Source organism: Acinetobacter sp. NCu2D-2 (genome assembly GCF_001647675.1).
In the GTDB taxonomy this organism is placed as follows: domain Bacteria; phylum Pseudomonadota; class Gammaproteobacteria; order Pseudomonadales; family Moraxellaceae; genus Acinetobacter.
Map to the genome: position 1 here is coordinate 253,681 of NZ_CP015594.1, position 25,575 is coordinate 279,255.

Consider the following 25,575-nt stretch of genomic DNA (forward strand, 5'->3'; position numbering starts at 1 on the left):
GGAAAAACAAAGGATTTGCTGCAAGGGTTTGCGATGTTTTTAGGGTAATTTCACGCTTGTATCAATCGCGTTACGCAGACTTTTGTCATTATTAGGCAAAAGAAAGCCCTAAGTGTTGAGGCTTAGGGCGAGTTCTTTAGTCACATTGTGCAATGGCTTCTTTGGCGAAGGCATTACGTAATGCAAGGAAGTTTTTTTGAACGTCTGCATTGTGAAGGTCAAATTTTTGAGCGGTACTTGTACCATCACGTAGGAATGTCGCTGAACCTGCATCAATTAAAGTTAAGCCTTTGAATGACCATTGTTCTACGGCTTTGGCATTGTCTAAATTGCCTGTAAATTCGATGATGCATTTATCAACAAATTTAGTCAGTTTTGCTTTGTTGTTTTTGGTGTCCGGATAGACATCTAGGTTTTGAACTTCTTGTAATACACCTGTTTGAAGTTGTGGAATGGTTGGTGCAGATGTACAAGCTGTAAGTGCGATACCTGCAAGACCCGTCAATAGTAGAGTTTTAAGTTTCATACGCTTCTTTCTTGTTGAGTGTTGTTTAGTTGAGTATAGGGATTTGCTAGATAGATGGCTAGTTCTCTATTTAAACAATATTTTAGATTAAATTTATTTTTATTTGAGAAAAATTCAAATAAATAAATTCAGGTATATAGAAAATTGGTTTAAATTTGATCTATAATTTTTAACTTAATAATTATTAATAGGTTAATCATGAAAAAAATAATATCTGTAACTCTTATTTCTATCTTAGCTTTATCAGGATGTATGACAACTGGTAATCATATGTTGAAGAAGGAAACAGAGACGACTGTCCAGCAAAAAATTGTTGAGAATAAAACTACAAAATCTGAAATTAGAAAGATCTTTGGATCCCCTGATAAAACAACATTTACTGATAACGGGAAAGAAATTTGGACTTATGAATTTGTAGATGTTTCAGCTGATGCAGTTAGTTATATTCCAGTTGTTAACTGGTTTGGTAGCTCTGCTTCTGGAACAAAAAAACAGTTAGTAGTAATGTTCGATGGGGAAGTTGTTTATAAATATTCAATGTCTGAAGCTGAACATAAAGTTAAAACAGGCATTTTTGGTTAATTCTAATCGATAAAGAAAACCCGCTATTGTGCGGGTTTTTTAATATTTAATATCTAGATATAAGAGAAAAATTAGAAATTATTGAAGTCGAATTACTTTTTCAACTTTATCACTATCATCATACGTTACTTCGAATGCAGTTTTTTTACCATCAAAAGCTGCTTCAGCAGGAGTGGCAATAATTTCCCATAAACCGACTGTTGCTACATCTGCCAAACCATGGAATAGCGTACGACTTACACGGTTAGCAGTACTGTAGCCTTGGTTGAATGAGTAAACATCTATACGTTTTCCTGCTTTTATTTCGCTTGCAATTGGAGCACCTATTTCAGCAAGAACAGCACTACGAGGCATACCTGAAGCCATGACCGAAATATTCTTTTTAGGTGGTTGCTTTGCAGCCATTACAGCGGAACAACCTGTCTGAGTTAATGTGATCCCCGAAATCGCAGCAGCTAACAGAAATTTTTTCATATCCCTAATACCCTAAATGAAACAAAAATAAAAAATGAATTGTATAGTATTTGGATTGATAAAATTAAAGTAAAATTAATTATTTAGTTTTTTCTTTTTGGTAAAAAAACCCGCTCGAAAGCGGGTTTTTTATTAAGCTTAATACTTAGTGTTGTAACACTGAAATATCAGCCACTTTCGTAAACAAGTCACGAAGTTGAGCAAGCATACGTAAACGGTTTGCTTTCAGGTTGGCATCATCCGCCATCACCATCACACCGTCAAAGAATGCATCCACAGGCGCACGAAGTGCCGCAAGAGCAGACAACGCAGCAGTGTAGTCTTTGGCAGCAAATAATGGCTCAACCACAGGTGTCACTTTCGCAAGTTCAGCGAACAATGCTTTTTCAGCATCTTCAACCAAGTTTGCTTCAACCACAGCGCCTTCAGGTGCAGCTTCTTTCGCTAAGATATTCGCAACACGTTTGTTGGCAGCAGCAAGTGCAGCCGCTTCAGGTAAGTCACGGAAGTGGTTTACAGCGTTTACACGTTTGTCAAAATCAAGCGGTGATTTTGGTGACAACGCTTGAACCGCTTGAATCACGTCTACAGACACGCCTTGGTCTTCGTATTTCGCACGGTAACGACCTTCAAGGAATGCAACAGCATCATTTAAAGTCTTAGCGTGGTCTTTTAAGACATCGCCATACGCAGCTAAAGCAAGTTTGATGAGGTCTTCAATTGAAACATCGAGCTCATTTTCAGTGACAAGACGCAAAATACCAATTGCAGAACGACGTAGAGCAAACGGGTCTTTAGAACCTGTAGGTGCTTGACCAATACCGAAAATACCAGTCAATGTATCTAAACGGTCAGCCAGAGCAACAGTTGTACCTGTTTTGGTTTTTGGTAATACGTCACCAGCAAATTTAGGTAAATATTGCTCACCGAGTGCTTTAGCGACCTCGTCATTTTCGCCTTCAATGCGTGCGTAGTAAGTACCCGCGATCCCTTGAAGTTCAGGGAATTCACCCACAAGCTCAGAGGTTAAGTCGCATTTCGCAAGAAGGGCAGCTTTTTCAGCATCAGCAGGGTTTGCACCTGTGATTTTCGCAAGCTCAACAGCCAGTTTCGCAATACGTTGAGATTTGTCCCAAAGTGTACCGAGTTCTGCTTGGAACACCATGTTTGCAAGTTTAGTTTGGCGAGACGCAAGCGGTTGCTTTTGATCTTGTAAGAAGAAGAACTCAGCATCTGACAAACGTGGACGAACCACTTTTTCGTTACCTTCAATAATTTGAGTCGGATCTTTAGACTCAATATTTGAAATGGTAATGAAGTAAGGTTGAAGTTTATTGTCTGCATTTACTAAGCAGAAGTACTTTTGGTTGTCCTGCATTGTCGTAATAAGCGCTTCTTGAGGAACAGCAAGGAAGCGTTCTTCAAAGCTTGCACGAAGCGCAACAGGCCATTCAACAAGAGCAGTTACTTCGTCACGAAGATCTGCAGGCACAATCGCAATCGCATTCACTTCATCAGCCAATGCTTTCACTTGTTGGTCGATGATGGCTTGACGCTCTTCAAAAGATGCCACAACGTGAGCAGCTTTTAACTTCGCTAAGTATTCGTCAGCGTGAGTCAACGTAATCGCTTCAGGTGCATGGAAACGGTGACCAAAGGTTACGTTACCTGCTTTGTGATCTTGAATCGTTGCATCAATCACATCGTTGTCTTTTAACAACACAACCCATTTTACAGGACGTACGAATTCAGTACGGCTTGCCGCAGAACGCATACGTTTAGCAATTGGAAGATTGTCCAAAGCCGCTTGTAAAATTCGCGGTAAAAGTACGTCTAGGCTTTGACCTTTCACGTCTTTTAAGTAGCAAACTTTTTCAACTTTACCGGCTTGGAAAGTGGATACTTGATCTATAGTGATGCCTTGACCACGCATAAAGCCTTCAAGGGCACGTGTTGGTTTACCTTCAGCATCGTAAGCAGCTTGAACAGCAGGGCCGTCAAAACGTTTTTGTGTATCGGCTTGAGCACCATCGACATTGACGATTTTAAGTGCAAGACGACGTGGTGCTGCATAGGCTTCGATAGAATCGAATGCAAGACCAGCATCTTTTAAGCCTTTTACGGTTTCAGCTTGAAGCGCATCACGTAATTTTTTTAAGCTTTTTGGCGGAAGTTCTTCACAACCTAATTCGAACAATACGGTATGTTTAGACATTATTTTTTCTCCGCTTGAGCTGCTTCGGCTTCAACTTGTGCTTTGAGTTGCGCAAGTACTTCGTCACGTAAGTGTGGTTCAGCCATTGGGAAACCAAGTTCCGCACGCGCTGCCACATAGCTTTGTGCAATTGAGCGTGCCAAAGTACGTACACGTAAAATGTAACGTTGACGTTCAGTCACCGAAATGGCACCACGCGCATCAAGCAAGTTAAAGCTGTGTGATGCTTTAATCACTTGTTCATAAGCAGGAAGTGGAAGTTTTGCTTCCATTAAGCGGTTTGCTTCAGCTTCATAGAAGTCGAATAGCTCAAACATTTTTTCAACGTTGGCATATTCGAAGTTATAGGTTGATTGTTCAACTTCGTTTTGATGGAACACGTCACCGTACGTTACTGTACCGAACTGACCTTTGGTCCAAACCAAATCGTAAACTGAGTCTACACCTTGCAAGTACATTGCAAGACGTTCAAGACCATAGGTGATTTCGCCAGTCACAGGGTAGCATTCAACACCACCGACTTGTTGGAAGTAGGTGAACTGAGTCACTTCCATACCGTTGAGCCAAACTTCCCAACCAAGACCCCAAGCGCCAAGCGTTGGAGATTCCCAGTTGTCTTCTACGAAACGAATATCGTGTACAAGCGGGTCAATACCAATGGCTTTTAAAGAATCTAAATAAAGCTGTTGGATGTTGTCTGGGTTTGGCTTAAGTACCACTTGGAATTGGTAGTAGTGTTGCAAACGGTTTGGGTTTTCACCATAACGGCCATCTTTAGGACGACGTGATGGTTGCACGTAAGCTGCGTTCCAAGTTTCAGGACCAAGCGCACGAAGGAAAGTCGCAGTATGGAATGTCCCTGCGCCCATTTCCATGTCGTAAGGTTGCAAAACGACGCAGCCTTGCTCCGCCCAGTAGTTTTGTAAGGCAAGAATTAAGCCTTGGAAGGTATCAATATGCGATATGGCGCGACTCATGGTCATCCACTTAAAATTAGAGAAAAATTGTGCTCAATTATAAGGATTTTAGGGGAGAGTGGCAAAGGTTAAAACAGCAAGTTCCGCGTTTTTATATCGGATGAAACGAAGTGATGAAGCAAAATAAACTCGATGTTTTGCATTCATCTTTAGGTTCTAAAAAACCATATTTTGACTTCCCTACAGTAAACATCGAACTGTATTTGAAAAATAAATAAGAAAAGGGTGACGAGATTTTTTAATAACTCACACAGTAAGCAGTCATAAACAGGTCGATAATAATCGAGTAATGCCGAAATTCTTATTTGCCAAAATATATAGAGCTTTAATATTCGATTCTTCTTTGCTTAATTTTTTTTAGAAAATGCCGCTTTAATTGATAATGAAATGAATAACTTAGTGACGTATAAATAGAAAAATGATGATTGAAAGATGTAAAACGAATACATCTTTAAAGCGACTAGTTTTATAATGCGCAAAATCTGTAAACATTAAAATCAGGCGCGCCGTGTTCCATTCCAATCTCGACTGGCTCAATACCTTAAAACCAAATTTTAAAGTTCTTCCACTCAAAGACCGTTTACTCTGCGGTATTGGGGCACTACTGGGTCTCACGGTATCGTCATTACTGAGTTTATGGATTCTGGGTGATTTTGAAGCCTGGTATATCGCGCCGATGGGGGCCTCGTCTGTGCTGCTGTTTGCAGTGCCTGCCAGTCCTTTGGCACAGCCCTGGAATATCCTGGTAGGTAATACTATTGCGGCTGTAGTCGGTGTAACCTGCGCCTTGTTTATTGCCAGTCCAACTGAAGCTTTTAGTCTGGCGGTGGCCTTGGCCATTATCCTGATGATGACCACAGATTCCCTACATCCACCCAGTGGTGCTGTGGCCATTACCGCGGTACTCGGCGGCAATGCGGTCCATGAACTCGGCTATGCTTTCGTTTTCTATCCGGTGTTGCTGAATTCGATCTTATTGATGGTGATTGCGATCGTCTTTAACCGAATGATTGGCAAGCGTTATCCGCAGCAGGCGCAATTAAATACCCGTTCCAAAGATCCGACCCCGACCCAGAAAGTTACTATTCAGCCACAGGATATTCAGGAAGTACTGGATCAGCAAACCGAGCTGCTGGACATCAGTGAATATGACCTGCAAAAGATTATTCTAGAAGCGCAGGACCGAGCCAATGCCCGTGCGGTCAACCAGTTCACCTGTCAGGACATTATGACCAAAGATGTGGTGACCCTGCATGCCAATGATGACATTCAGCATGCACTGGATAAATTTAAAGAGATGAATCTGATGAGCCTGCCAGTGGTTAATGCGGAAGGTAAGCTGGTAGGAACGCTGGCCATGTATCAGGTGGTAGAATGGTTTAAACGTGCTGCAGATGTGCGCAGCAGCTGGGAACATCAGGTCAAACATATTATGACCCGTAAAGTGGTCACTGTGCAGCCATTGCAGCCGATTCAGGATCTGGTGCCCTATTTTGTGGAGCGTTCCTTTAACTATATTCCGGTAGTGAGCGAGCAGCGTCTGGTCGGAATTATTAGCCGCGCAGATATTATCGCTGCCCTAAATCAGGAACTGAACCATTTTAAAATGAGAGCTTAAAACTGTTTGGGATTGTCCTAAAAAAAGCACCCTCGGGTGCTTTTTTATTTGGAATCTGGATTTATCTCAACTTAGATAAAGAACCAGTAAATAAACAGCGAGACAATGAAAATACACATGATATTCAGTACAAAACCGACTTTCATCATTTCTGACTGCTGGATATGACCGGTACCAAATACAATTGCATTCGGCGGTGTTGCCACAGGCAGCATAAATGCACATGAAGCACCGATCCCGATCACAATCACCAAAATTTCTTTTGGCATTCCCATTTGGTCAGCAATCGCTGCAAATACAGGGACAAGTAAAGCAGCAGACGCTGTATTACTGGTAAATTCGGTTAAGAAAATAATAAAGGTTGCCACCACAAAGATAATCACGAGTGGAGATGCATCACCAAAGGTATTGGCAAGGGTTTGACCAAGTACCAATGAACTGCCTGAGTCTTTGAGAATGGCACTTAAGGTTAAACCACCACCAAACAGATACAGCACACCCCAATCGGTATTTTCAGCAATTTGCTTCCATGTCGCTGTCCCTAAAATTACGACCATAGCCGCGGCAAGAATCGCAATCCATGTATCGGGTTGGCTGATGCCAAAATTTTCTGTCAGTTTTTTACTGAAAATCCAAGCCAATGCCGTGCAGATAAACAAAATCATTGCAGCAATACGACCGCCTGTCCAAGGAATATCTTCAGTGACAAAATTCACTTTATGATTCAGTTTAGGACGTAAAACCAAATACAGACTAATTAACATCGCTGGCAGAATAATAAACATCATCGGTAAACCGATTTTCATCCAGTCGGCAAAGTCATAATCTAAAGCTTTGGCTGCAATGGCATTGGGGGGTGAACCGACAATCGTGCCTAAACCACCAATACTCGCTGAATAGGCAATCCCCAGCAAAATAAATACAAAGGTTTTACGTTCTTTCTCAATATCTAAATGTGAAAGTAAACCGAGAGCAAGAGGCAACATCATTGCTGCGGTTGCGGTATTGGAAATCCACATGGACAATGCTGCAGTCACGATAAAAATCGCCAATACCGACATACCTAAATGCCCACCAGATAGCGAGATAATCCACATCGCAATCTTACGGTCGAGCTTTTGAATATGCAGTGCTGTTGCAAGGGCAAAACCACCAAAGAATAAAAAGATGGTTGGGTCAGCAAAGGTGGTTAAAGCAGCTTGTGTAGTGATGGGAACCAGTTCATCACCTTTGGCCATTGGCATCGCAAGCAGTACAGCCAGTATAGGAACCAGTAGTGCAGTAATGGTGATATGTATGGCTTCAGTCAGCCATAAAATACCAATAAAACACAGCAGTGCTAAACCTTTATTGGCATTTTGGTCATAAGGCAAAATGTTATATAAGCCGAGTGAAACAAGGGCGGCAATGATAATAATTACCCATCCTTTTAATGCACCTTTGGGCATTGCATTGGTCGGGGTAGCGAGGTTTGGTTCAGTCATAGACACCTTCCTTGTCATATGATTAGGTTATATTTTAATTTATTGATATAAGTAAAAATTGTCTTTTAATCAATACATTACTTTAAAAATAATACTGGAGAATGTTGTAATAACGTAGCGCTCTGATAAAGGGTAAAGACGCCAAGCACAGCCAATAAAGCCAAAACTAAAAACTTAAAATGTTGTTGTGATAAAGACTGACGCATTCGATTTCCCAACCAAACACCAACGAGCGCAAATAGCGTGATCGCCACGAGTATAATTTTCTGATGCGATTGGATTTGAATCAGAATAGGGAAGAGCAACAGGAGTTGAATTAGTTTGCTAATAATAAAATTTAAATTGGTAATAATGACAATGTCGGTTTTATTTAGCTGACAGCTCAGTAGATACATCATTAAAAATGGTGCCATGGCATTGGTTGCCCCACCAATGATGCCTGCGAGCAATCCAAAGATAATCATGTTCCACGAGCTTGGTTTTACCTGTATAGATTTGGCTCGAAGCTGATCCATCACGTAAAAAACAATCACTAAACCGAGTAATAATTTTAAGTAGCCTTCATTGATCCATAGTAATAATTGCACGCCAAATAAACTGCCGATTAAGCTACTCAGAATGAGAGGCCAATAACGTTTGCTATAGTCCACTGTGCTCTGAATAAAACTGCGCTCAGGGTCAGCATTCAGCATCATAAGATTCAGCAGCAAGCACGGTAAGATCACCAAGGTGATTGCAAGGCTAAGTTCATATTGCGTTGAGAGTACGGCTGTACTCATCATTGGAAAGCCAAAGCCACTCAATCCATGCAAAAGTGCTGCGAAAGCACAGAGCAATAGCAAAATCCATTCAGCTTGATTCATCCTTCATCCAATGAAGTCGAAGATGCAATATACGTTATCGGGTATTTAGGTTTTTAGCAAAGTCAAATGAAGCTGAGAAATGTGAAAAATCAGGAAAAAAAAAGCTGTGACTTTAGGGGAAAAGTCACAGCGTAAACTGGAGAAAAACTACAACTCAGACTTACAGAGGGTCTTTGTTTACAGTACGCATGGGTTGGCTATAGCCTTGGGTGTTATATTCAGTATGTTCGGTAAAACGACGTTGTTTAGGCATCACTAACCAAAGGACCAAATAAACTAAAATTCCAGGAAATGCAGCGCTCATGACTGAAATCAGCACGAAAATAACGCGAAGCAAATTTGCGTTCCAACCAAAACGTTCAGCAATACCACCCATAACACCAGCAATCATATTTGAGCGGCTTGAGCGATAAAGACCAACATTGGCCATCTAAGTCTCCTTAAAAGTAGAGCGGGGAATCAACAATTGATTCATATAACTAATGATGGAGTTGTACTTTATTTTTTAAAGGTCTAAATTAAATTAAATCGTTAAGTTATGTAATAAAAGGTTAATTAAATTTCATATAAACTTTAACATCAGCTTAAAGATCTTGAATCATATAACAATTTTATTCGGTTTTAATTTGCCATAATTATTCGTACTCAATACGGTCTGAACTCGATGAATCCAAGCGTCAATAATGTATTTCAACATGCTGTGCTATTACTGGGTCTTTCTACATGTGTGGTTTTAAGTGCTTGTGGATCTGATTCTCAGCGTAGCTTGGAACATCTTTCAAAGCCTAAACTTCAATCTGAGGGGATTGCGGTATCTTCAGCGAATGAACCTAAAATAGACACTATGCCTAGTAATGAAATGAATAAGGCATCTGGGGCACAAACTGAATATAGTTCACAAGATAAATTAATTCCTGATTATGCTGTTGATTTTGTCGGGCGTTACTATACGACGCTCGATTGTAATGACGGCTATTCACCTTGTTCGAAAGGAACGGCTGAGTTTGTTTTAACTTTACTTGCTGATGGATCAGTCTATCGCTCTGTTCTGCAGCATGGCAAAGTATTTACCTTTAGAAATGATGTTCGAGATAAAGATAACTATCGCCGGGATCGTTGGGAAATTAATCCTGAACGAACAGAATTGATTATTCACCGTAAAGAAGGTGTCGATTTTTATTTTGATATTCTCGATGATGCAAATATGGTTTTTAATCTCGCTAAAACAAAAAGTGCCAATGCTGCCCGTGAAGATTTTCCATTACCGACAATTAATTATCATTTAAGAAAAGATATTGGATTGGATAAGGGAATTTAAACGGTAATTAAGGTTATTGTTATTGATCTGACATTATAAAAAAGAGGAATTGGTGGGTTGTGTGGGGTTCGAACCCACGACCAATAGATTAAGAGTCTACTGCTCTACCAACTGAGCTAACAACCCTGAGAAAATTTTAAAATAACACTTTAAAATTTTTGCAAGATAAGCGAAGCACGTAGTTTTGAATACTGGGAAATATTTGGCATCTGAAATGTTCAGAGCAAATACTTCATCAAGTAAAACAAAAGTGATACTTCATAACATCAATATAGCAAAATTTCGAGAATGGCAAATCAAAACCGTAACGGTTTGTTGTCTTGGTCGGAACATGCAGGTTTCGTTATCTTCGCAGGGTGGAAGAAAGAAGCCCTAAGAAAGAATGGTGGGTCGTCCGCGACTCGAACGCGGGACCAATAGATTAAAAGTCTACTGCTCTACCAACTGAGCTAACGACCCATTCTAGGTAATCAAAATTGACTTTTGATTGAGGTTTCAAAGGCTGAAGCTTTGAGATTGATGGTGGGTCGTCCGCGACTCGAACGCGGGACCAATAGATTAAAAGTCTACTGCTCTACCAACTGAGCTAACGACCCATCAGGGATATCAAATAAAATGGTGGGTCGTCCGCGACTCGAACGCGGGACCAATAGATTAAAAGTCTACTGCTCTACCAACTGAGCTAACGACCCATATCATTTGATGGAGCGTATTGTAGCAAGATATGACACGAGCGCAAGCAAAAAATAACAAAGTTGCCTATGTTTGATTATAAATCCAACAATTCTGATTTATACACACAAAAAATAGGCAACTTTAGCTTTTAGAAGCGATATTGGTAGTCTTGAATGTTGGCAAAAACATCTTCGCTTACATCACAGTAGGCGTCAGCACCCGGTAAAAGTACCAGTAAACGCTCATCTGTTTTGTTTGGATCAAAGGCTTGTTCTTTCAACTTGTTTTTCTGGTACTTAAATGTACCTGTGGTTTCAACCTGTTTTTGCACACGTAAGAAGACAGGAACAGCATAAGCTGGTAGGCATTGCTTAAAGCAGCTCACCATTTGCTTCAGGTCGTTATCATCAAGTTCTGTATTTGGCTTTAAGGTGATGGCAGCCATACCAGCACGACCATTAGTATTTGGAATTTCGACACCATACACCACAGCTTCTAAGATCTTCTCGTACTCAGACACCATGTTTTCGACTTCAGTGGTCGATACATTTTCACCTTTCCAGCGGAATGTATCGCCTAGGCGGTCAACAAACTGCGCATGGCGGAAACCGATATTACGAACCAAGTCACCCGTATTAAAGAAGGCATCACCTTTCTTAAATACGTCATGCATGATGACTGATTTATTCTTCTCAGGGTCGGTATAGCCATCAAATGGTGAACGGCGCGTGATTTTACCAACCAATAAACCGGTTTCACCTTTTTTCACCCGTTTACACCAGCCTTTGGCATCGCGTACAGGCTCGTTTTTGTCTTTATCAAACTCAATAATCGCGTATGGTGTTGGTGAAAAACCGACAGTGTTGTCAAAATTAAAGACGTTACTAAAGCCGACATTACCTTCGCTCGATGCATAAAGCTCAAGCACTTCTTCAATGCCAAAGCGTGCTTTGAATTTGTCCCAGATGTTTGGACGCATGCCATTACCGATCATCTTTTTCACACGATGACCTTTTTCAAGCTCGGATTCTGGTGCATCCATCAGGTAACGGCACAGTTCACCCACATATCCGATGGCAGAGGCATCAAACTTTTTCACATCTTTCCAAAATGAAGATGTTGAGAATTTACGGCGAATGGCAAGTGTACCTGCACCCGCAATCACACCACACCAGCACACCACCATTCCTGTTGCATGGTAAAGTGGCAGGGTGCAGTACATGACATCGTTTTGGTTTAAATTCAGCACATGACCATAGGTACCATAAGCCAATGTCCAACGACTATTGGTAAAGATCACGGCTTTTGGTAGGCCTGTCGTTCCCGACGTATAGATATAAAACAGCCCATCTTTACCCTGAACCGTTTGTGTGGTCGCAACATTAAATTTAGCGAATGTATCAATCACTTCAGCCAAGTTGGTAAAGCCTTGTGGTACTTGGCCTTTATTTTGCTGCGTATTTTGGTCTGCAAACCAATGCAGACGATTTGTGCTGACCTCTAAATCATGTTTAATTTCATCTACAGCATGATGGCATTCATCGCCCACAATCACCGCAATCGGCTTTACCAGGTTAATGCTATGAGTCAGTACCTTACCAACTTGTGAGGTATTGACGAGCGCCGAAGTTACCCCAATTTTTGCAAGACCAAGTACGCTGGCAACAAGTTCAGGGCGGTTTTCAATCATGACCGCAATCACATCACCTTTTTTTGCACCTAGCGATAGGTAATAGTGTGCAATTTGGTTTGCCCAAGCATTTAAATCGGAGTAGCTATAGCTTTGGTCTTCAAAACGGAGTGCAATACCTTCAGGATTACGTTGAACTGCTTTTTCAAAGGCTAGGCCTAAACCCGCGGGTGTATTTGGAGTGCGCAAATAGGCTTGCTTTAAACCCGTGAGTAAATTTGGCACTTTGCTTAAAAACGCTGGAATTTTGGCTGCGACATCAGCAATACCAATCAAATCATGTTGTGTATTTTGGCTCATGGGAATCCTATTTATATTCTCGTATCCAATATGCTCATGGTCTGTAAGATGATGGGCAATTCTCTTGTCATATTTGCATGCTAGTGCAATCGGCAAGTTTGATCAAATCTAGCAAAAAAAACCTAGTCACCGAAATGACTAGGTTTTTTTAGATTACTGCAATTGGGCGAATTAAGATTCAGTTGCAGTATTTGCTTTCTTCGGAGGACGTCCGCGTGGGCGACGAGGGCGAGCAGGGGATTTCTCTGCTTTTTCCGTTGTGCTTTCTGGCGTTTCAGTCGCTTCAACGATCTCAGGTGTTGGTTCAGGTTTTTGCTCTACCTGTTCTGCTGTTGTTTCTGCAACAGGTTCAGGTTTTGCTTCGACTGGAGCTGCTTCAACAGGTGCAACGACCTCAGGTGCTGGTTCAGTTTTAGCTGCTTCAAGCTCTGTCGTTTCAGCTTTTACTTCAGCTGGCACTTCAGGTGCTTGCTCAACTTTGGCTTGCTTAGCTTGTTCAAGTGCTTGTTCTGCAGCAAGTTTTGCTAAACGGCGACGTTCACGAGGGTCATTGGCTACGCGCTTAGTTGAGACTGGCTTAGGTGGAGTTAAATCCAACATAGGTGCTGGTTCAGCTTCAACTTTAGCAACAGTTACAGCAACGTCGCGAGTGACAGGTTTTTTCTCTTCAACCACAGTTGCTTGAGCAGCAAGTGATTCGTTGTACTCTTTAGTGAACTTGAGTAACGCACGGTTGAAAGTTGGAAGCAAACCAAATTGTTCAATCAGTACTGAACAATCTTCACCATACACATGGCGAATCAAGCTGCCAATTGTATATTGACCCAAAGTAGGTACTTGTGAAGGTGAAACTTCAGCCACTTTGGTTTTTTGTGCTTCAGCAGCACGACGTTCACGACGACGTTGACGTGGATCGTTACTTGCACGTGATTTAGCAGCTTGAGGAGCAGCTTGTTCAGCTGGCTCAGCAACTGGCGCTTCAGCTTTCGCTTCTACTACGGGTTCAGCAACTGGTGTTTCAACAATTGGGGTTGTAGCAGGTGCTTCAACAGCAGGAGCTGTACCGTTCAATGCCACGATTTCACTTTTTGCTTCATCTACATTCACAACAAGTGCTGTTGGCATTACGTCTTGACGTGGTGCATCAACTAACTCAACACGTACATGCTTTTCCTGTGCTGCAGGTGCGTGTGCAACTGCTGCTTCAGGCGCTGTATTGTTTTGTTCGTTGAGAACGCTTTGATCACGATGACGGTTTGGACGTTCAGGACGTTGTTGATTACGACGATCACGGCGTGGCATCACTTGTTGTTCATTGTTTTGAACATCATGATGTTGCGCTTGTGATTCGTTGTTATTGTGACGACGGCCATTGCGTTTGTTTTCACGTGCTTCGTGACGTTGCTCTTGACGAGAAACTTGAACAACTTCTTCATGCACTTGATGTGCAGGTTGTGCATTGACTTCAGTTTGAGCAACTTGTGGCTCGCGCTGTTCTTTATGCTTGTTGTTACGCTGTTTCTTGTTGTGGCGTTGTTTTTCATCACGTTCTACAGCAGGTTTTTCTGCATGGTCACGTTCTTTATGTACAACAGTTGACGGCGCAAGATAAGCATTGTTCGCAGTTGCTACAGGAGCAGTAACCTGAGGCTGTGCAACGGGTGCTGCAACTTGACCGAATTGACCACGGCTCACTGCACCGCCATTCACCATTTGTTCAATCGCTGCTGCTGCGCTGTTTGCAGTACGTGATTGATCAACAGTCGCTGCTTGCTTTTGTACAAACAAGTTTTCTAACCAAGCGCATGGGCTGCTTGATGCAACTGCTGCTGGAGCAGGAGCTGGTTGAGCCACTTGTTGTGGTGCTGGATTATTATGGTTATTACGGCGTTTATTGTTCTTGCCGTTGTTTTGTTGTTGCGCAGGCGCTTGAGCTGCTGCGACTTGTTGAGCATGTTGCTCTTCTTCTAAATGCCATTCAGAAGACTCATAACCCAATTCTTTTTCGCTTGAACGTGTTGCTTCTGTACGTTCATAGCTTGTTGGCGCAAAGCCTTCAGGGTTGTATGAGATTTCGTAATGAGGTGTTTCTAAATGCGGATGTGGCAATACAGTCACACGTACATTAGAAGTTTGCTCTAGGTAAACCAAGCTGTGACGTTTTTCATTCAATAAGAATGCTGCAATCTCAACAGGAACCTGAACTTGAACTTCACCATGGCGTTCGCGAAGTGCGATCTCTTCCACTTTACGCATAATTGAAAGTGATAAAGAACGTAAGTCACGTACCATACCTGTGCCATGACAACGAGGGCACACATAGCCTGTTGCTTCTTCAAGCGAAGGACGTAGACGTTGACGGCTCATTTCCATCAAACCAAAACGTGACAATTGACCGAACTGGATACGTGCGCGGTCACTTTGCGTTGCTTCACGAAGTTTAGCTTCAACCATACGTTGGTTGCGGTCTTTGGTCATATCGATGAAGTCGATCACTACCAAACCACCGATGTCACGTAAACGTAATTGACGAGCAATTTCTTCAGCAGCTTCAAGGTTGGTATTGAGCGCTGTATCTTCAACGTCTTGACCACGTGTTGATTTTGCAGAGTTGATATCGATTGAAACTAGCGCTTCAGTTTGGTCAATCACAATTGAACCACCAGAAGGAAGTTTTACTTCACGTTCATAAGCAGTTTGAATTTGACTTTCGATACCAAAGTGAGCGAATAAAGGCTCATTTAATGTATAGGTTTTAAGCTTGTCGAGCTGACGTGGCATCACAGCTTTTACGAAGTTATACGCTTCGTTATAGGCCTGCTCAGAGTCAATCAGGATTTCAGCCACATCATCACGTAGGTAGTCACGAATCGCACGTGTCACCACGCCTGCTTCTTGGTGTACCAACATTGGCGATGGACCAGAGTTTGCAGTGCTTTGGATTTGAGCCCAAAGATCCATCAAATGTTGCAAATCAAGCTGTAATTCTTCTTGAGAACGACCAATACCCGCAGTACGTACGATGACGCTCATGCCGCGAGGAATGTTTAGAGACGCCAACATTTCTTTCAATTCTTCACGAACTGAACCTGAAATTTGACGGCTGATACCGCCACCTTTCGGATTGTTTGGCATCAACACAAGGTAACGACCTGCAAGTGAGATGAATGTAGAAAGGGCAGCACCTTTATTACCACGTTCTTCTTTTTCGACTTGAACAAGAAGTTCAGTACCTTCGGTAATGAGTTCACGGATATTTGAAGTTTGGCGAGGATCTGCTTTGTAATAAGTATTGGCAATTTCGCGCATCGACAAGAAACCTTGACGACCAGCACCATATTCAACGAATACAGCTTCTAAAGATGGTTCTACGCGAGTCACGTGACCTTTATAGATATTCGATTTTTTTTGTTCACGGGTACGATTCTCTAAGTCGAAATCGTAAAGACGCTGACCAGTGACAAGTGCAACGCGAATTTCTTCAGCATGTGTTGCATTAATCAACATACGTTTCATGGGTGTAACACCTTATAGTGATACACAACAAAAAATCGCTATTCACGTAGCGAACATCATGTGATACGGATCAATGGCTCAGATCTCGAATGTTTGACATTGTGGTCTGAGTCTTTTATTACCTGCCTCTACTTTATATAGGTGGGCTTCGGTTTTTGATTCACGTATTGATGATGGCAATACGGCTTCAATCTTTAAACGATTAAAGTCACCTGAACGTTTCACTGGCGGACGAGCGGTGCATTGGATGTGTGTAACTTTCACTGTCACGTTGCTCGAAGATCATCTCCTCGTTTATCGATGGAGCGCCTTGATACGGAATTATCGTCGTATCTTTACAAACTGTGCAGATCCAATGCATCAAACGCTGTAGCCTGAATGCGTCTTCAGGGTGCGACTAATCTGATGTGTATCAGTTTACGTTTAAAAACCAACAAAGTTGGCGACATATTTTTTCAGACAAACTGATTTATGTACCTGAGGTACAATTAAACGCAACAGTTTGCTTTGTTTGCCGATATAATAAGCCCTCGGCGCGGCATAATTCTTTTGGGACCTTTACGTATTGTGTGAGTGTTTTATTGAATGATCATGTTCAGAAAAATCTGAAACGATTCAACTTTTACTCACAAACGATGGTTTCCGTGCGCTGACTATATCAAACCTTGCATCATCTGCCTATGGGCTAAGCTTATGTTTCTTGTGTAAAGCATAGCCTAAATGATCAGTTTTTAATCAAATTTAGTTAATTTTTAGGTCTCAGTAACTGTATGAATTCTACGCAACAATGGCAAAACGTCACTTGGTTTGAAGTGGATGAGCATCAAGAAGGACAGCGAATTGATAATTTCCTGTTTAGCCGTCTAAAAGGTGTGCCAAAAAGCCGTATTTACCGTTTGATCCGTGAAGGCCAAGTTCGTGTAAACAAAAAACGTATAAAAGCAGAAACAAAACTCAGTATTGGCGATCAAATTCGTGTGGCTCCTATTCGCTATGAGCAAAAAGATGAATCTGCTGCACCTGTTTCAGATAAAGTGGCTAATGGTCTCTTGGCACGTGTGGTTTATGAAGATGAAGGCTTGATGGTCGTGAATAAACCATCAGGTATTGCGGTGCATGGTGGTAGCGGTGTGGCGTATGGTCTGATCGAAGGTTTGCGTGCTGCAACAGGTAAAAAATATCTTGAGCTGATTCACCGTATTGACCGCGATACTTCAGGTCTGGTGATGATTTCGAAAAAGCGTAGTGTGCTGAAAACTTTGCAAGATATGCTACGTGAACATAAGATTCAAAAAACTTATGCTGCTGTGGTGAAAGGCAAAGTAGCACTTGATAAGCAATTGATCGATCAGCCATTACACCGCTATGAGCTTGCCAATGGTGAACGTCGTGTACGTGTTTCTAGCGAAGGTAAACCGTCTAAAACGCAGTGGAATGTACAAGAGCGTTTTATGCATGCAACGTTAGTCTATGCATCACCACTTTCAGGTCGTACGCATCAGATTCGTGTGCATGGTTTAAGTATTGGTCATCCACTGGTGGGTGATGAAAAATATGGTCATGAAACTGAATACCGTGGCCCAAAACCTCGTCGTTTGTGTTTGCATGCGATGCGTTTAGAAATTCCTGGTTATCCAACCATCGAAGCGCCGATGCCTGAAGATATGCAGAGCTTGATTGCACAGCTTCGTGCGCAAAAGGCGGATAAGGTTATTGCGCCTGTAGAAGATGATGAGTGATTTCTAACTAATTCTCTTCCTCAGTAGCATAGCTGCGAAAGTTTCTATTCTTGCATGTCGTCGTTTAAAGCAGTGCTTTAAACGCGTTCAGGAGAGGGAACGTTGCGATAGATGATCGAGTTGATTAGTCCAAGTAAGCTCATCTAATTATCGCTATTGCTATCCCGAATTTGAAAAATAATGGAAGCTCCCTCTCCTGATAGGAGATGAGTAGCACTGCTACGCAAGGGGAGAGGCAAAAGTAAAGCACAGCCGCATTTTGTAATTTTCAATTTAAATTTGATCGTGTAGGCGGTGTCTTACTTTTAACGGGTCAAAAGTAACAAAACCCCTCTGTTGATCTACAGATCAACGGCGACATCCTTGTCGCCATTGAGTAGCGAATAGCTGTTGTGATATCACAACAAAAGTTATTTTGTGATGAAACTCTCCCTCCTTTTTGAAAGGAAGGTCGAGGTGGATTAAACCGAATCAAATATTAGGAAAGCTTATATGAACTCACCTGTAAAACTGGTCATTTTCGATTGGGATGGCACTTTATTTGATTCAGTCGGGCAAATTGTAGAGAGTTTGAAATTTGCAGCACAGCAGTTTAAGCAACCATTAACAGATGAAGCTGCAAAAAGCATTATTGGTTTAGGCTTGCCCGAAGTGGCGCAGCGTTTGTTTCCGACTGTCCCTGAGTTACATGAAGACATTTTACAAGCATATTCAGAACACTATGTAGAGCACTCAACAGGTGATCGTTGGTTTGCAGGTGTGGCAGACATGCTTGCTGCGCTTTCTGAAGCTGGGGTTAAACTTGCAGTGGCTACAGGTAAAAGTCGTAAAGGTTTAGATCGTGTATTAAAGCAAACACAGAGTGAACATTTATTTGTGGCAACACGCGCTGCAAGTGAAACCAAATCTAAACCAGATCCACTGATGTTGGCTGAAATCTTAGCGCAAACTGGCGTTCAGGCATCTGAAGCGATTATGGTCGGTGATACTTCTTATGATTTGGAAATGGCACGTAATATTGAGATGCCACGTATTGGGGTGAGCTATGGGGTACATAGCGTAAACACATTAATTCAATACGAGCCGCTTGCAATCGCTTCGAATATCAGTGAATTAACGGAAGTACTTTTGGCTAAAGTTCAATGGAAACAAGCGATTTAATTGCTTATCTTGAGGGCATAAAAATCAGGCACATGGGTTATTCAACTTCAATGTGTCTGAATGCCTTAGCAAAAATACTTTAGGTCTAAGATTTTAGTCTAAGAGTCTAGTCGTATGTATTTTAATCTATTCATTTTATCTTGAAAAATTAGATAAAAAAGCCATTTTTAATTAATAAGTTATTGTTTTTAAAAGTTATCCTATAAAAATATTTATAGCTATAATATATAGCTAAAAATAAAATAACTATTGGTACAAAATCCTCAATTTTCCGATGCTTAGAGTGTTTATTTATTATGCTCGCTCAGAGATCTGCAGTCGGAATGCACTGCATGTTGGAATATCTCTTTATATTCTCAGCTAAGTCTTGGGCTTCAGCATATGTCTCTTTTTGCAGTCTAAGGAAACATTGATGTCGAATTCTGCTGTTGTTGAATCAGTTGCTCAAGCATTGCGTAGTGCTGAACTTTCTAAAAATGCAATTGCACCGATTCGCCCCGAACTTGGTGGTGAAAGTGCAGACGTTGATATCGCGTATGCGGTGCAGGAAGCCAATACTAAACGTGCCTTATCTGAAGGTCGTCGTTTAGTCGGTCGTAAAATTGGTCTGACTTCAGTTGCAGTTCAAAAGCAATTAGGTGTGGATTCTCCTGACTTCGGTATGCTGTTTGCTGACATGGCTTATGGTGATGGTGAGGCGGTTCCTGCAGGCTTACTTATTCAGCCTAAAGTAGAAGCTGAAATTGCTTTGGTGATTAAAGAAGATTTAACCAAAGAAAAACACACATATGCAGACATTATTAGCGCAACTGACTACGCGCTTCCTGCGGTAGAAATCGTAGATAGTCGTATCGAAAACTGGAAAATTTCATTGATTGATACAGTGGCAGATAACGCATCTTCTGCTGCATTCGTTCTCGGTTCTAAACCTGTCAAACTCGAAAATCTTGACCTTGTAAACTGCAAAATGACCATGACACGTGGTGAAGAAGTGGTATCACAAGGTGTAGGTAAAGCATGTCTTTCAAACCCTTTAAATGCAGCAGTTTGGCTTGCAGATGAAATGGTACGTCGCGGTCGTCCATTGCTTAAAGGTGACATCATTTTGACGGGTGCTTTAGGTCCAATGGTTGTGGCTCAACCTGGTGATGAATTCAAAGTTGAAATTGAAGGTTTTGGTTCAGTCACTGCTGCTTTTGCTGCTGAATAAATTCAGATCCTCACGCATTTTTAAGAGAAATTGTTCATGAAAAAAATTAAATGTGCATTGATCGGTCCAGGGAACATTGGTACTGATTTGCTTTATAAATTACAACGCAGTGAATGGTTAGAGCCAGTATGGATGGTGGGTATTGATCCAACGTCTGAAGGTCTTGCACGTGCTGCAAAAATGGGTTTGAAAACCACTGCTGAAGGTGTAGATGGTTTGCTTCCTCACGTGATTGAGGATGACATCAAAATTGCATTTGATGCGACTTCTGCTTACGTACACGCTGAAAACAGCCGTAAGTTGAATGAGCTTGGTGTGCTCATGATTGACTTAACACCTGCTGCAATTGGTCCATTCTGCGTACCACCAGTGAATCTTGAAGCGTTGCTTGAACAAGGTGAAGTGCCAAACGTGAACATGGTGACATGTGGCGGTCAGGCAACAATTCCAATGGTTGCAGCAATCTCTCGCGTTCAACCTGTGAACTATGGTGAAATCATTGCGACTGTATCAACAAAATCTGTAGGTCCAGGTACACGTAAAAACATTGATGAATTTACACGTACAACTGCAGGTGCAATTGAACAAGTCGGCGGCGCGAAACAAGGTAAAGCCATCATCATTATTAACCCGGCTGAGCCACCGTTAATGATGCGTGACACAGTACATTGCTTGGTTGAAGGTGAACCAGATCAAGCAGCAATCACTGAATCTGTGCATGCCATGATTAAAGAAGTTCAAAAATATGTACCAGGTTACAAACTTGTAAATGGTCCAGTATTTGATGGCAACCGCGTATCGATCTTCCTTGAAGTAGAAGGTTTAGGTGACTTCTTGCCGAAATATGCAGGTAACCTTGACATTATGACTGCTGCAGCTGCACGTACTGCAGAAATGTTCGCAGAACGCGTTTTAAATACAGCTGAAGCATAAGGAGCATCTTCATGTCTAAAATTATTATTAATGATATGACGTTACGTGATGGTATGCATCCAATGCGCCATCAAACAACACCTGAACAAATGGTTGCAATCGCAACTGCACTTGATGACGCAGGTGTGCCGTTAATCGAAGTAACACACGGTGATGGTCTTGGTGGTAACTCTGTTAACTACGGTTTTGCAGCAGCGACTGATGAAGAATACCTAAAAGCGGTTATTCCAAACCTGAAACAAGCAAAAGTGTCTGCACTTTTATTGCCTGGTATTGGTACGGTTGATCATTTGAAAATGGCACATGATGTTGGTGTTGCAACCATTCGTGTGGCAACTCACTCAACTGAAGCTGACGTTTCTGAACAACATATTACTGCTGCACGTAAACTTGGCATGGACACTGTGGGCTTCTTGATGATGGCACACATGGCTTCTCCAGAAAAACTACTTGAAGAAGCGCAAAAAATGGTGTCATACGGTGCAAACTGTGTTTATGTGACTGACTCTGCTGGTTATATGTTGCCGCAAGATGTGACTGACCGTGTTGGCATTTTACGTGCAAACCTAGGTTCAGACATCGAAATCGGTTTCCATGGTCACCATAACTTAGGTATGGGGGTGGCGAATTCTGTATCTGCAGTGCAAGCCGGTGCAACACGTGTCGATTTAGCGTCTGCGGGTCTTGGTGCAGGTGCAGGTAATACACCACTTGAATTGTTTGTCGCAGTTGCCAACCGTATGCAACTTGAAACAGGTGTTGACCTGTTTAAAGTTCAAGATGTGGCAGAAGATCTGATCATCCCAATGATGACACATCAAATCCGTGCTGACCGTGATGCAGCAACTTTAGGTTATGCAGGTGTTTACTCTTCATTCCTATTGTTTGCGAAACGCGCTGAAGCGAAATATGGTGTATCTGCACGTGAAATTCTTCTTGAACTTGGCCGCCGTGGTACAGTGGGTGGTCAGGAAGATATGATCGAAGATTTGGCATTGACCATGTCTAAAGCTAAAGAAGCAAATGCTTAATTTTATTTAAATTAAAGCGTTAAAAAGCGTCCGAAAGGGCTAATGCCAGTCAGTTAAGCAAAAAAAGTTAAAATACTGTAAAAAGAGCGTATGTAAATACGCTCTTTTTTTATGAATTTATCTCAGAATTTAGATTTAACATTAAAACAAACCCTACCTTCACTTTCACAATTCAGTGAATTGATTGATTTAAACTGGATAGAAGATTGCTTAAACCAAACAGGTAAAGCATCAATTCGAAAAAGAAAACTGCCTGCTGAACATGTTGTTTGGCTGGTAATCGGACTTGCTCTATTTCGAAATCAACCGATTTGGTATGTGGTTCAACAATTGCAACTTGTTTTCGGTACGGCAGAATACTGTGTACCGAGTGCATCCGTACAAGCAAGACAGCGCTTAGGCTTAGAGCCCATGAGTGCTTTATTTTCGACATTAAGTCAGGCATGGTTTAAAGACTCACAACAACAATATAGCAACTTTCACGGTCTATGCGTTTGTGCTGTAGATGGTGTGGTTTGGTCTATGCCTCATACAGAAGAAAACTTTAAGCACTTTGGTTCATCCAAAGGCAAAACAGCAGCTGCCCCTTACCCACAAGTCAGAGCGACTTGCCTGGTGAATACCAATACACATGAAATGATTGATGCCCAAATTGGCAGTATGGATCAAGGTGAATTAACCTTAGCCAGTCAATTAAAAGCACCAGTTCGCAGTATTACCCTATTTGATCGTGCTTACTTCTCTGCTGATTTTTTAGTGAGTTGGCAATCTCAGGCAGAAGAGAGTCATTGGTTGATGCGAGCAAAGGACAACCTGCGTTATGAAGTGATTCATCATAATGCGGCCCATGACTTTCAGATCAAAATGCCTGTTTCAGCAAGAGCAAAAAAGATAAATCCGTCATTGGGTGACTATTGGGAAGCACGTTTAATTGAAGTTGAATATGCAGGAAAAATAAGACGTTACATTACATCATTAACAGATTCTGAAGTTTATCCATTCAAAGACCTTGCAATGCTTTATATCCAGCGTTGGGAAATAGAAATGTGTTATCGGGAAATTAAAAGTGATTTACAGGATGCAAGAATTTTAAGAAGCAAACAACCTGATTTGGTCTATCAAGAATTGTGGGGGGTATTTATTGCTTATAATATCTTAAGAAGACAGATGAGGTTTATCGCTGAACATGCAAAGGTGAGTCCTTTAAGGATCAGTTTCCATATTGCATCTATGAGTATTATCAATATCTTAAGGCACACACCTTTAGAATCAGCAGGAAATCTACCCAAACATTTAGCACAATTATTTGAACAATCTAAAATATTTGTATTACCTGAAAAAAGGCAAAGGCAATGTCCGCGAGTAGTGAAAATTAAAGCACAAAAATATCCAAGAAAATGCCAGTCAATTTCTTAACTGACTGGCATTAGTCCGAAAGGGCGCTTTTTTTATATTTAATTAGCGTGTGAACCATATCTGAGCGTGCTTAAGCGCTTTATCAGTGCAAATAAATAAAGAATGTTGATATTTGCTGATATATTAAATATATTACGTAATATGTTTAATATATTAATTAATTATTCGAGTTATTTTTTGAGTAGTTTTAGTTAAACATAAAACAGATAAGTATTTTTCATTCAGCCCCAAAAATCTGTAATGAAATGCTTAAAAGTATATGAATCTAATGCGTTGCCGACATGCAAATAAAAGCTTTTAAATTTTTGTTATTGCTTAAAGTTCTAACAGTATTTAAATCGCTTTGGTCATGAGGGCAAAAATGCATAAGAAAGTCAGATTTTTTAATACTGTAGTCTGATTTTGCTTTGGTGAATTAATCCGCATGATACGACCTTAGCTTAATCTGATTATCAAGGAAGATGAACATGAGCCGTCAGAATTTATGGATAGCAATTTTAGCTGCTTCGGCAGCAACAGGAACAGCTGTAACACATGCAGACTTTGTGGATGACAGTCAGGTTCAGCTTAAATTTAAAAACTTCTATCTCGACCGTCAAATTAAAAAAACACCTGAAAATAATTGGGGTTCATGGTCTCAAGGTATTACTTTAGATGCAAAATCAGGCTACCACAATATTGGCGGTGGGGTACAAGTTGGTGCAGATCTTTTGGTTCAACACGCATTTAAATTAAAAGGTCGTGATACGAAGCCTGATTATGTTCTACCGCATGATGGTAAAAAATCTAAAGATCAATTTGGTAAAGTGGGTGCAACTTTAAAAGCAAAAGTGTCACAAACTGAACTTCGTGTTGGTGAGTTATTACCAATTTCTCCAGTACTCACTTTTGACCCAACTCGTCAGTTGGTGACAACATTTAGCGGTGCATGGTTAGAATCAAAAGACATTCAAAACACCAAATTGACATTAGCATATGTTGATAAAATCAATAATCGTTATGACAATCAGTTCCGCGATTTAACTTTGTTTACTTTAGGTCGTGAGGGTGGTCATGCAGACCAAGGTCCTGAATCTGATGGTATGTTAATTGCGGGTGTGGATTATCAGTTTACACCTGAGCTGACAGCAGGTTACTGGTTTGGCGATGTTCAAGATATCTATCAACAACATTATGTAGGTGCAGCTTACAAAACCAAATTGGGTGAAAAAGCGAAGCTAGATAGCCACTTACGCTATTTCAATACTGCTGACTCTGGTAGCAGTATGTATGGTGATATTGATAACCAAGCAATTTCTGCAAGTGCAAAAGTGAACTATGGTGCGCATACAGTAGGTCTAAACTACCAACAAATGATGGGTGATCACGGTTTCCCTACATTGGGTGGTTGGGTGCCAGGTGCTTACCTTGCAAACTGGGGGATCGCAACATTTACTCTTAAAGATGAAAAATCTGTAGGTGTTAACTATAACTACGATTTTTCTGAATTAGGTTTAAATGGTTTTAATGCGACTGCAGTTTACTTCACAGGTTGGGATGCTGAATATAACGGCAAAAAAGACCAAAAATCTGAAGAATTTAACCTGGTGTTGAACTACACCGTACCAGAAGGTCAATTTAAAGGTTTAGGTGTTCAAGCAATGTATATTGATGCGGACTTTGATTATAAGTCTGATTTGCAAGAATACCGTGTAGCAACAACATACACTTATAAGTTCTAATTTGGACTAGCAAGAAGGGCGATACAAATGTATCGCCCTTTAGTTTAAAGGTTGTACGTTTTTAAATATTAATACCTTTCTAAAATACATTTTTCATAATAAAAACAATAAATTAAATTATACATA

19 protein-coding genes and 4 tRNA genes are annotated in these 25,575 nt (G+C 41.2%); 10 read left to right on the top strand and 13 right to left on the bottom strand.

Translation table 11 applies throughout. The features are described from left to right. Positions 1 to 136: 136 nt before the first annotated feature. Positions 137 to 526, bottom strand: a complete 390-nt coding sequence (locus A3K93_RS01165) for a hypothetical protein (RefSeq protein ID WP_067728162.1) — start codon at positions 524 to 526, stop codon at positions 137 to 139. A 198-nt stretch (positions 527 to 724) separates the two neighbouring features. Between A3K93_RS01165 and A3K93_RS01170 the strand changes: the two genes are divergently transcribed. After that, a complete protein-coding gene (locus tag A3K93_RS01170; RefSeq protein ID WP_067728164.1) occupies positions 725 to 1,108 on the top strand; it encodes a hypothetical protein in 384 nt (127 codons plus the stop codon). A 78-nt stretch (positions 1,109 to 1,186) separates the two neighbouring features. Here the strand turns inward: A3K93_RS01170 and A3K93_RS01175 are convergent, their stop codons facing one another. From A3K93_RS01175 to glyQ, 3 genes are all read right to left on the bottom strand, one after another. After that, entirely contained in the window at positions 1,187 to 1,582 is a 396-nt protein-coding gene (locus A3K93_RS01175) for a hypothetical protein (RefSeq protein WP_067728166.1), read from the bottom strand. 145 nt (positions 1,583 to 1,727) lie between these two features. Next, on the bottom strand, positions 1,728 to 3,797 hold the full coding sequence (glyS, locus tag A3K93_RS01180; RefSeq protein ID WP_067728168.1) for a glycine--tRNA ligase subunit beta: 2,070 nt from the start codon (positions 3,795 to 3,797) through the stop codon (positions 1,728 to 1,730). Continuing rightward, the gene (glyQ, locus tag A3K93_RS01185) at positions 3,797 to 4,774 is read right to left on the bottom strand and encodes a glycine--tRNA ligase subunit alpha (RefSeq protein WP_067731637.1); all 978 of its coding nucleotides are present in this window, start codon (positions 4,772 to 4,774) and stop codon (positions 3,797 to 3,799) included. Before glyQ ends, glyS begins: the two co-directional genes overlap by 1 nt. A gap of 508 nt (positions 4,775 to 5,282) precedes the next feature. On the opposite strand from glyQ, the gene A3K93_RS01190 reads away from it, so the two are divergent. Beyond that, positions 5,283 to 6,392 (top strand): HPP family protein, encoded by a 1,110-nt coding sequence (locus A3K93_RS01190; protein ID WP_067728170.1) that lies wholly within the window; start codon positions 5,283 to 5,285, stop codon positions 6,390 to 6,392. Positions 6,393 to 6,463: 71 nt separating this feature from the next. Here A3K93_RS01190 and A3K93_RS01195 read toward each other — a convergent pair whose 3' ends face one another. The 3 genes from A3K93_RS01195 to A3K93_RS01205 form a co-directional block, all read right to left on the bottom strand. Continuing rightward, entirely contained in the window at positions 6,464 to 7,876 is a 1,413-nt protein-coding gene (locus A3K93_RS01195) for an SLC13 family permease (protein ID WP_067728172.1), read from the bottom strand. A gap of 77 nt (positions 7,877 to 7,953) precedes the next feature. Continuing rightward, the gene (locus A3K93_RS01200; protein ID WP_067728174.1) at positions 7,954 to 8,739 is read right to left on the bottom strand and encodes a sulfite exporter TauE/SafE family protein; all 786 of its coding nucleotides are present in this window, start codon (positions 8,737 to 8,739) and stop codon (positions 7,954 to 7,956) included. Positions 8,740 to 8,899: 160 nt separating this feature from the next. Beyond that, positions 8,900 to 9,169, bottom strand: a complete 270-nt coding sequence (locus tag A3K93_RS01205) for a PspC domain-containing protein (RefSeq protein ID WP_067728176.1) — start codon at positions 9,167 to 9,169, stop codon at positions 8,900 to 8,902. A gap of 234 nt (positions 9,170 to 9,403) precedes the next feature. Between A3K93_RS01205 and A3K93_RS01210 the strand changes: the two genes are divergently transcribed. After that, complete coding sequence (locus tag A3K93_RS01210; protein WP_067728178.1) at positions 9,404 to 10,057, top strand: hypothetical protein; 654 nt, start codon at positions 9,404 to 9,406, stop codon at positions 10,055 to 10,057. A gap of 50 nt (positions 10,058 to 10,107) precedes the next feature. On the opposite strand, the gene A3K93_RS01215 is transcribed toward A3K93_RS01210, so the two are convergent. The 6 genes from A3K93_RS01215 to A3K93_RS01240 all read right to left on the bottom strand — a co-directional run bounded on the left by A3K93_RS01215 (position 10,108) and on the right by A3K93_RS01240 (position 16,238). Further along, positions 10,108 to 10,183 (bottom strand) — tRNA-Lys (locus tag A3K93_RS01215). A 257-nt stretch (positions 10,184 to 10,440) separates the two neighbouring features. Continuing rightward, positions 10,441 to 10,516: transfer RNA gene (locus tag A3K93_RS01220), tRNA-Lys, on the bottom strand. 61 nt (positions 10,517 to 10,577) lie between these two features. Continuing rightward, positions 10,578 to 10,653 (bottom strand) — tRNA-Lys (locus A3K93_RS01225). Positions 10,654 to 10,673: 20 nt separating this feature from the next. Then, positions 10,674 to 10,749 (bottom strand) — tRNA-Lys (locus A3K93_RS01230). A gap of 131 nt (positions 10,750 to 10,880) precedes the next feature. Then, positions 10,881 to 12,722 (bottom strand): long-chain-acyl-CoA synthetase, encoded by a 1,842-nt coding sequence (locus tag A3K93_RS01235; protein WP_067728180.1) that lies wholly within the window; start codon positions 12,720 to 12,722, stop codon positions 10,881 to 10,883. A gap of 171 nt (positions 12,723 to 12,893) precedes the next feature. Next, positions 12,894 to 16,238 carry an Rne/Rng family ribonuclease gene (locus A3K93_RS01240; RefSeq protein ID WP_067728182.1) on the bottom strand — a complete coding sequence of 1,115 codons (3,345 nt, stop codon included), beginning with the start codon at positions 16,236 to 16,238 and terminating at the stop codon, positions 12,894 to 12,896. Between the two features lie 770 nt (positions 16,239 to 17,008). On the opposite strand from A3K93_RS01240, the gene A3K93_RS01245 reads away from it, so the two are divergent. The 7 genes from A3K93_RS01245 to A3K93_RS01275 all read left to right on the top strand — a co-directional run bounded on the left by A3K93_RS01245 (position 17,009) and on the right by A3K93_RS01275 (position 25,449). Then, positions 17,009 to 17,977: an RluA family pseudouridine synthase gene (locus tag A3K93_RS01245; RefSeq protein ID WP_067728184.1), complete on the top strand. Its 969-nt coding sequence runs from the start codon at positions 17,009 to 17,011 to the stop codon at positions 17,975 to 17,977. Positions 17,978 to 18,469: 492 nt separating this feature from the next. Further along, positions 18,470 to 19,138: an HAD-IA family hydrolase gene (locus A3K93_RS01250; protein ID WP_067728186.1), complete on the top strand. Its 669-nt coding sequence runs from the start codon at positions 18,470 to 18,472 to the stop codon at positions 19,136 to 19,138. A gap of 412 nt (positions 19,139 to 19,550) precedes the next feature. Beyond that, the gene (locus tag A3K93_RS01255) at positions 19,551 to 20,348 is read left to right on the top strand and encodes a 2-keto-4-pentenoate hydratase (protein ID WP_067728188.1); all 798 of its coding nucleotides are present in this window, start codon (positions 19,551 to 19,553) and stop codon (positions 20,346 to 20,348) included. A gap of 36 nt (positions 20,349 to 20,384) precedes the next feature. Further along, complete coding sequence (locus tag A3K93_RS01260) at positions 20,385 to 21,281, top strand: acetaldehyde dehydrogenase (acetylating) (RefSeq protein WP_067728190.1); 897 nt, start codon at positions 20,385 to 20,387, stop codon at positions 21,279 to 21,281. Positions 21,282 to 21,292: 11 nt separating this feature from the next. Then, positions 21,293 to 22,312, top strand: coding sequence for a 4-hydroxy-2-oxovalerate aldolase (gene dmpG / locus A3K93_RS01265; protein ID WP_067728192.1), 1,020 nt, complete (start codon positions 21,293 to 21,295; stop codon positions 22,310 to 22,312). 111 nt (positions 22,313 to 22,423) lie between these two features. Next, positions 22,424 to 23,728, top strand: coding sequence for an IS4 family transposase (locus tag A3K93_RS01270; protein ID WP_067728195.1), 1,305 nt, complete (start codon positions 22,424 to 22,426; stop codon positions 23,726 to 23,728). A 467-nt stretch (positions 23,729 to 24,195) separates the two neighbouring features. Beyond that, complete coding sequence (locus A3K93_RS01275) at positions 24,196 to 25,449, top strand: OprD family outer membrane porin (RefSeq protein ID WP_067728197.1); 1,254 nt, start codon at positions 24,196 to 24,198, stop codon at positions 25,447 to 25,449. The last annotated feature ends 126 nt before the right edge of the window (positions 25,450 to 25,575 follow it).

Bases quoted from the DNA above. Each gene is read 5' to 3' on its own strand.
- A3K93_RS01235 (WP_067728180.1), bottom strand. From the start codon at position 12,722: ATGAGCCAAAATACACAACATGATTTGATTGGTATTGCTGATGTCGCA.
- A3K93_RS01165 (WP_067728162.1), bottom strand. From the start codon at position 526: ATGAAACTTAAAACTCTACTATTGACGGGTCTTGCAGGTATCGCACTT.
- A3K93_RS01260 (WP_067728190.1), top strand. From the start codon at position 20,385: ATGAAAAAAATTAAATGTGCATTGATCGGTCCAGGGAACATTGGTACT.
- A3K93_RS01170 (WP_067728164.1), top strand. From the start codon at position 725: ATGAAAAAAATAATATCTGTAACTCTTATTTCTATCTTAGCTTTATCA.
- A3K93_RS01245 (WP_067728184.1), top strand. From the start codon at position 17,009: ATGAATTCTACGCAACAATGGCAAAACGTCACTTGGTTTGAAGTGGAT.
- A3K93_RS01255 (WP_067728188.1), top strand. From the start codon at position 19,551: ATGTCGAATTCTGCTGTTGTTGAATCAGTTGCTCAAGCATTGCGTAGT.
- A3K93_RS01210 (WP_067728178.1), top strand. From the start codon at position 9,404: ATGAATCCAAGCGTCAATAATGTATTTCAACATGCTGTGCTATTACTG.
- glyQ (WP_067731637.1), bottom strand. From the start codon at position 4,774: ATGAGTCGCGCCATATCGCATATTGATACCTTCCAAGGCTTAATTCTT.
- A3K93_RS01195 (WP_067728172.1), bottom strand. From the start codon at position 7,876: ATGACTGAACCAAACCTCGCTACCCCGACCAATGCAATGCCCAAAGGT.
- A3K93_RS01240 (WP_067728182.1), bottom strand. From the start codon at position 16,238: ATGAAACGTATGTTGATTAATGCAACACATGCTGAAGAAATTCGCGTT.
- A3K93_RS01250 (WP_067728186.1), top strand. From the start codon at position 18,470: ATGAACTCACCTGTAAAACTGGTCATTTTCGATTGGGATGGCACTTTA.
- A3K93_RS01270 (WP_067728195.1), top strand. From the start codon at position 22,424: ATGAATTTATCTCAGAATTTAGATTTAACATTAAAACAAACCCTACCT.
- A3K93_RS01175 (WP_067728166.1), bottom strand. From the start codon at position 1,582: ATGAAAAAATTTCTGTTAGCTGCTGCGATTTCGGGGATCACATTAACT.
- A3K93_RS01275 (WP_067728197.1), top strand. From the start codon at position 24,196: ATGAGCCGTCAGAATTTATGGATAGCAATTTTAGCTGCTTCGGCAGCA.
- dmpG (WP_067728192.1), top strand. From the start codon at position 21,293: ATGTCTAAAATTATTATTAATGATATGACGTTACGTGATGGTATGCAT.
- glyS (WP_067728168.1), bottom strand. From the start codon at position 3,797: ATGTCTAAACATACCGTATTGTTCGAATTAGGTTGTGAAGAACTTCCG.
- A3K93_RS01200 (WP_067728174.1), bottom strand. From the start codon at position 8,739: ATGAATCAAGCTGAATGGATTTTGCTATTGCTCTGTGCTTTCGCAGCA.
- A3K93_RS01205 (WP_067728176.1), bottom strand. From the start codon at position 9,169: ATGGCCAATGTTGGTCTTTATCGCTCAAGCCGCTCAAATATGATTGCT.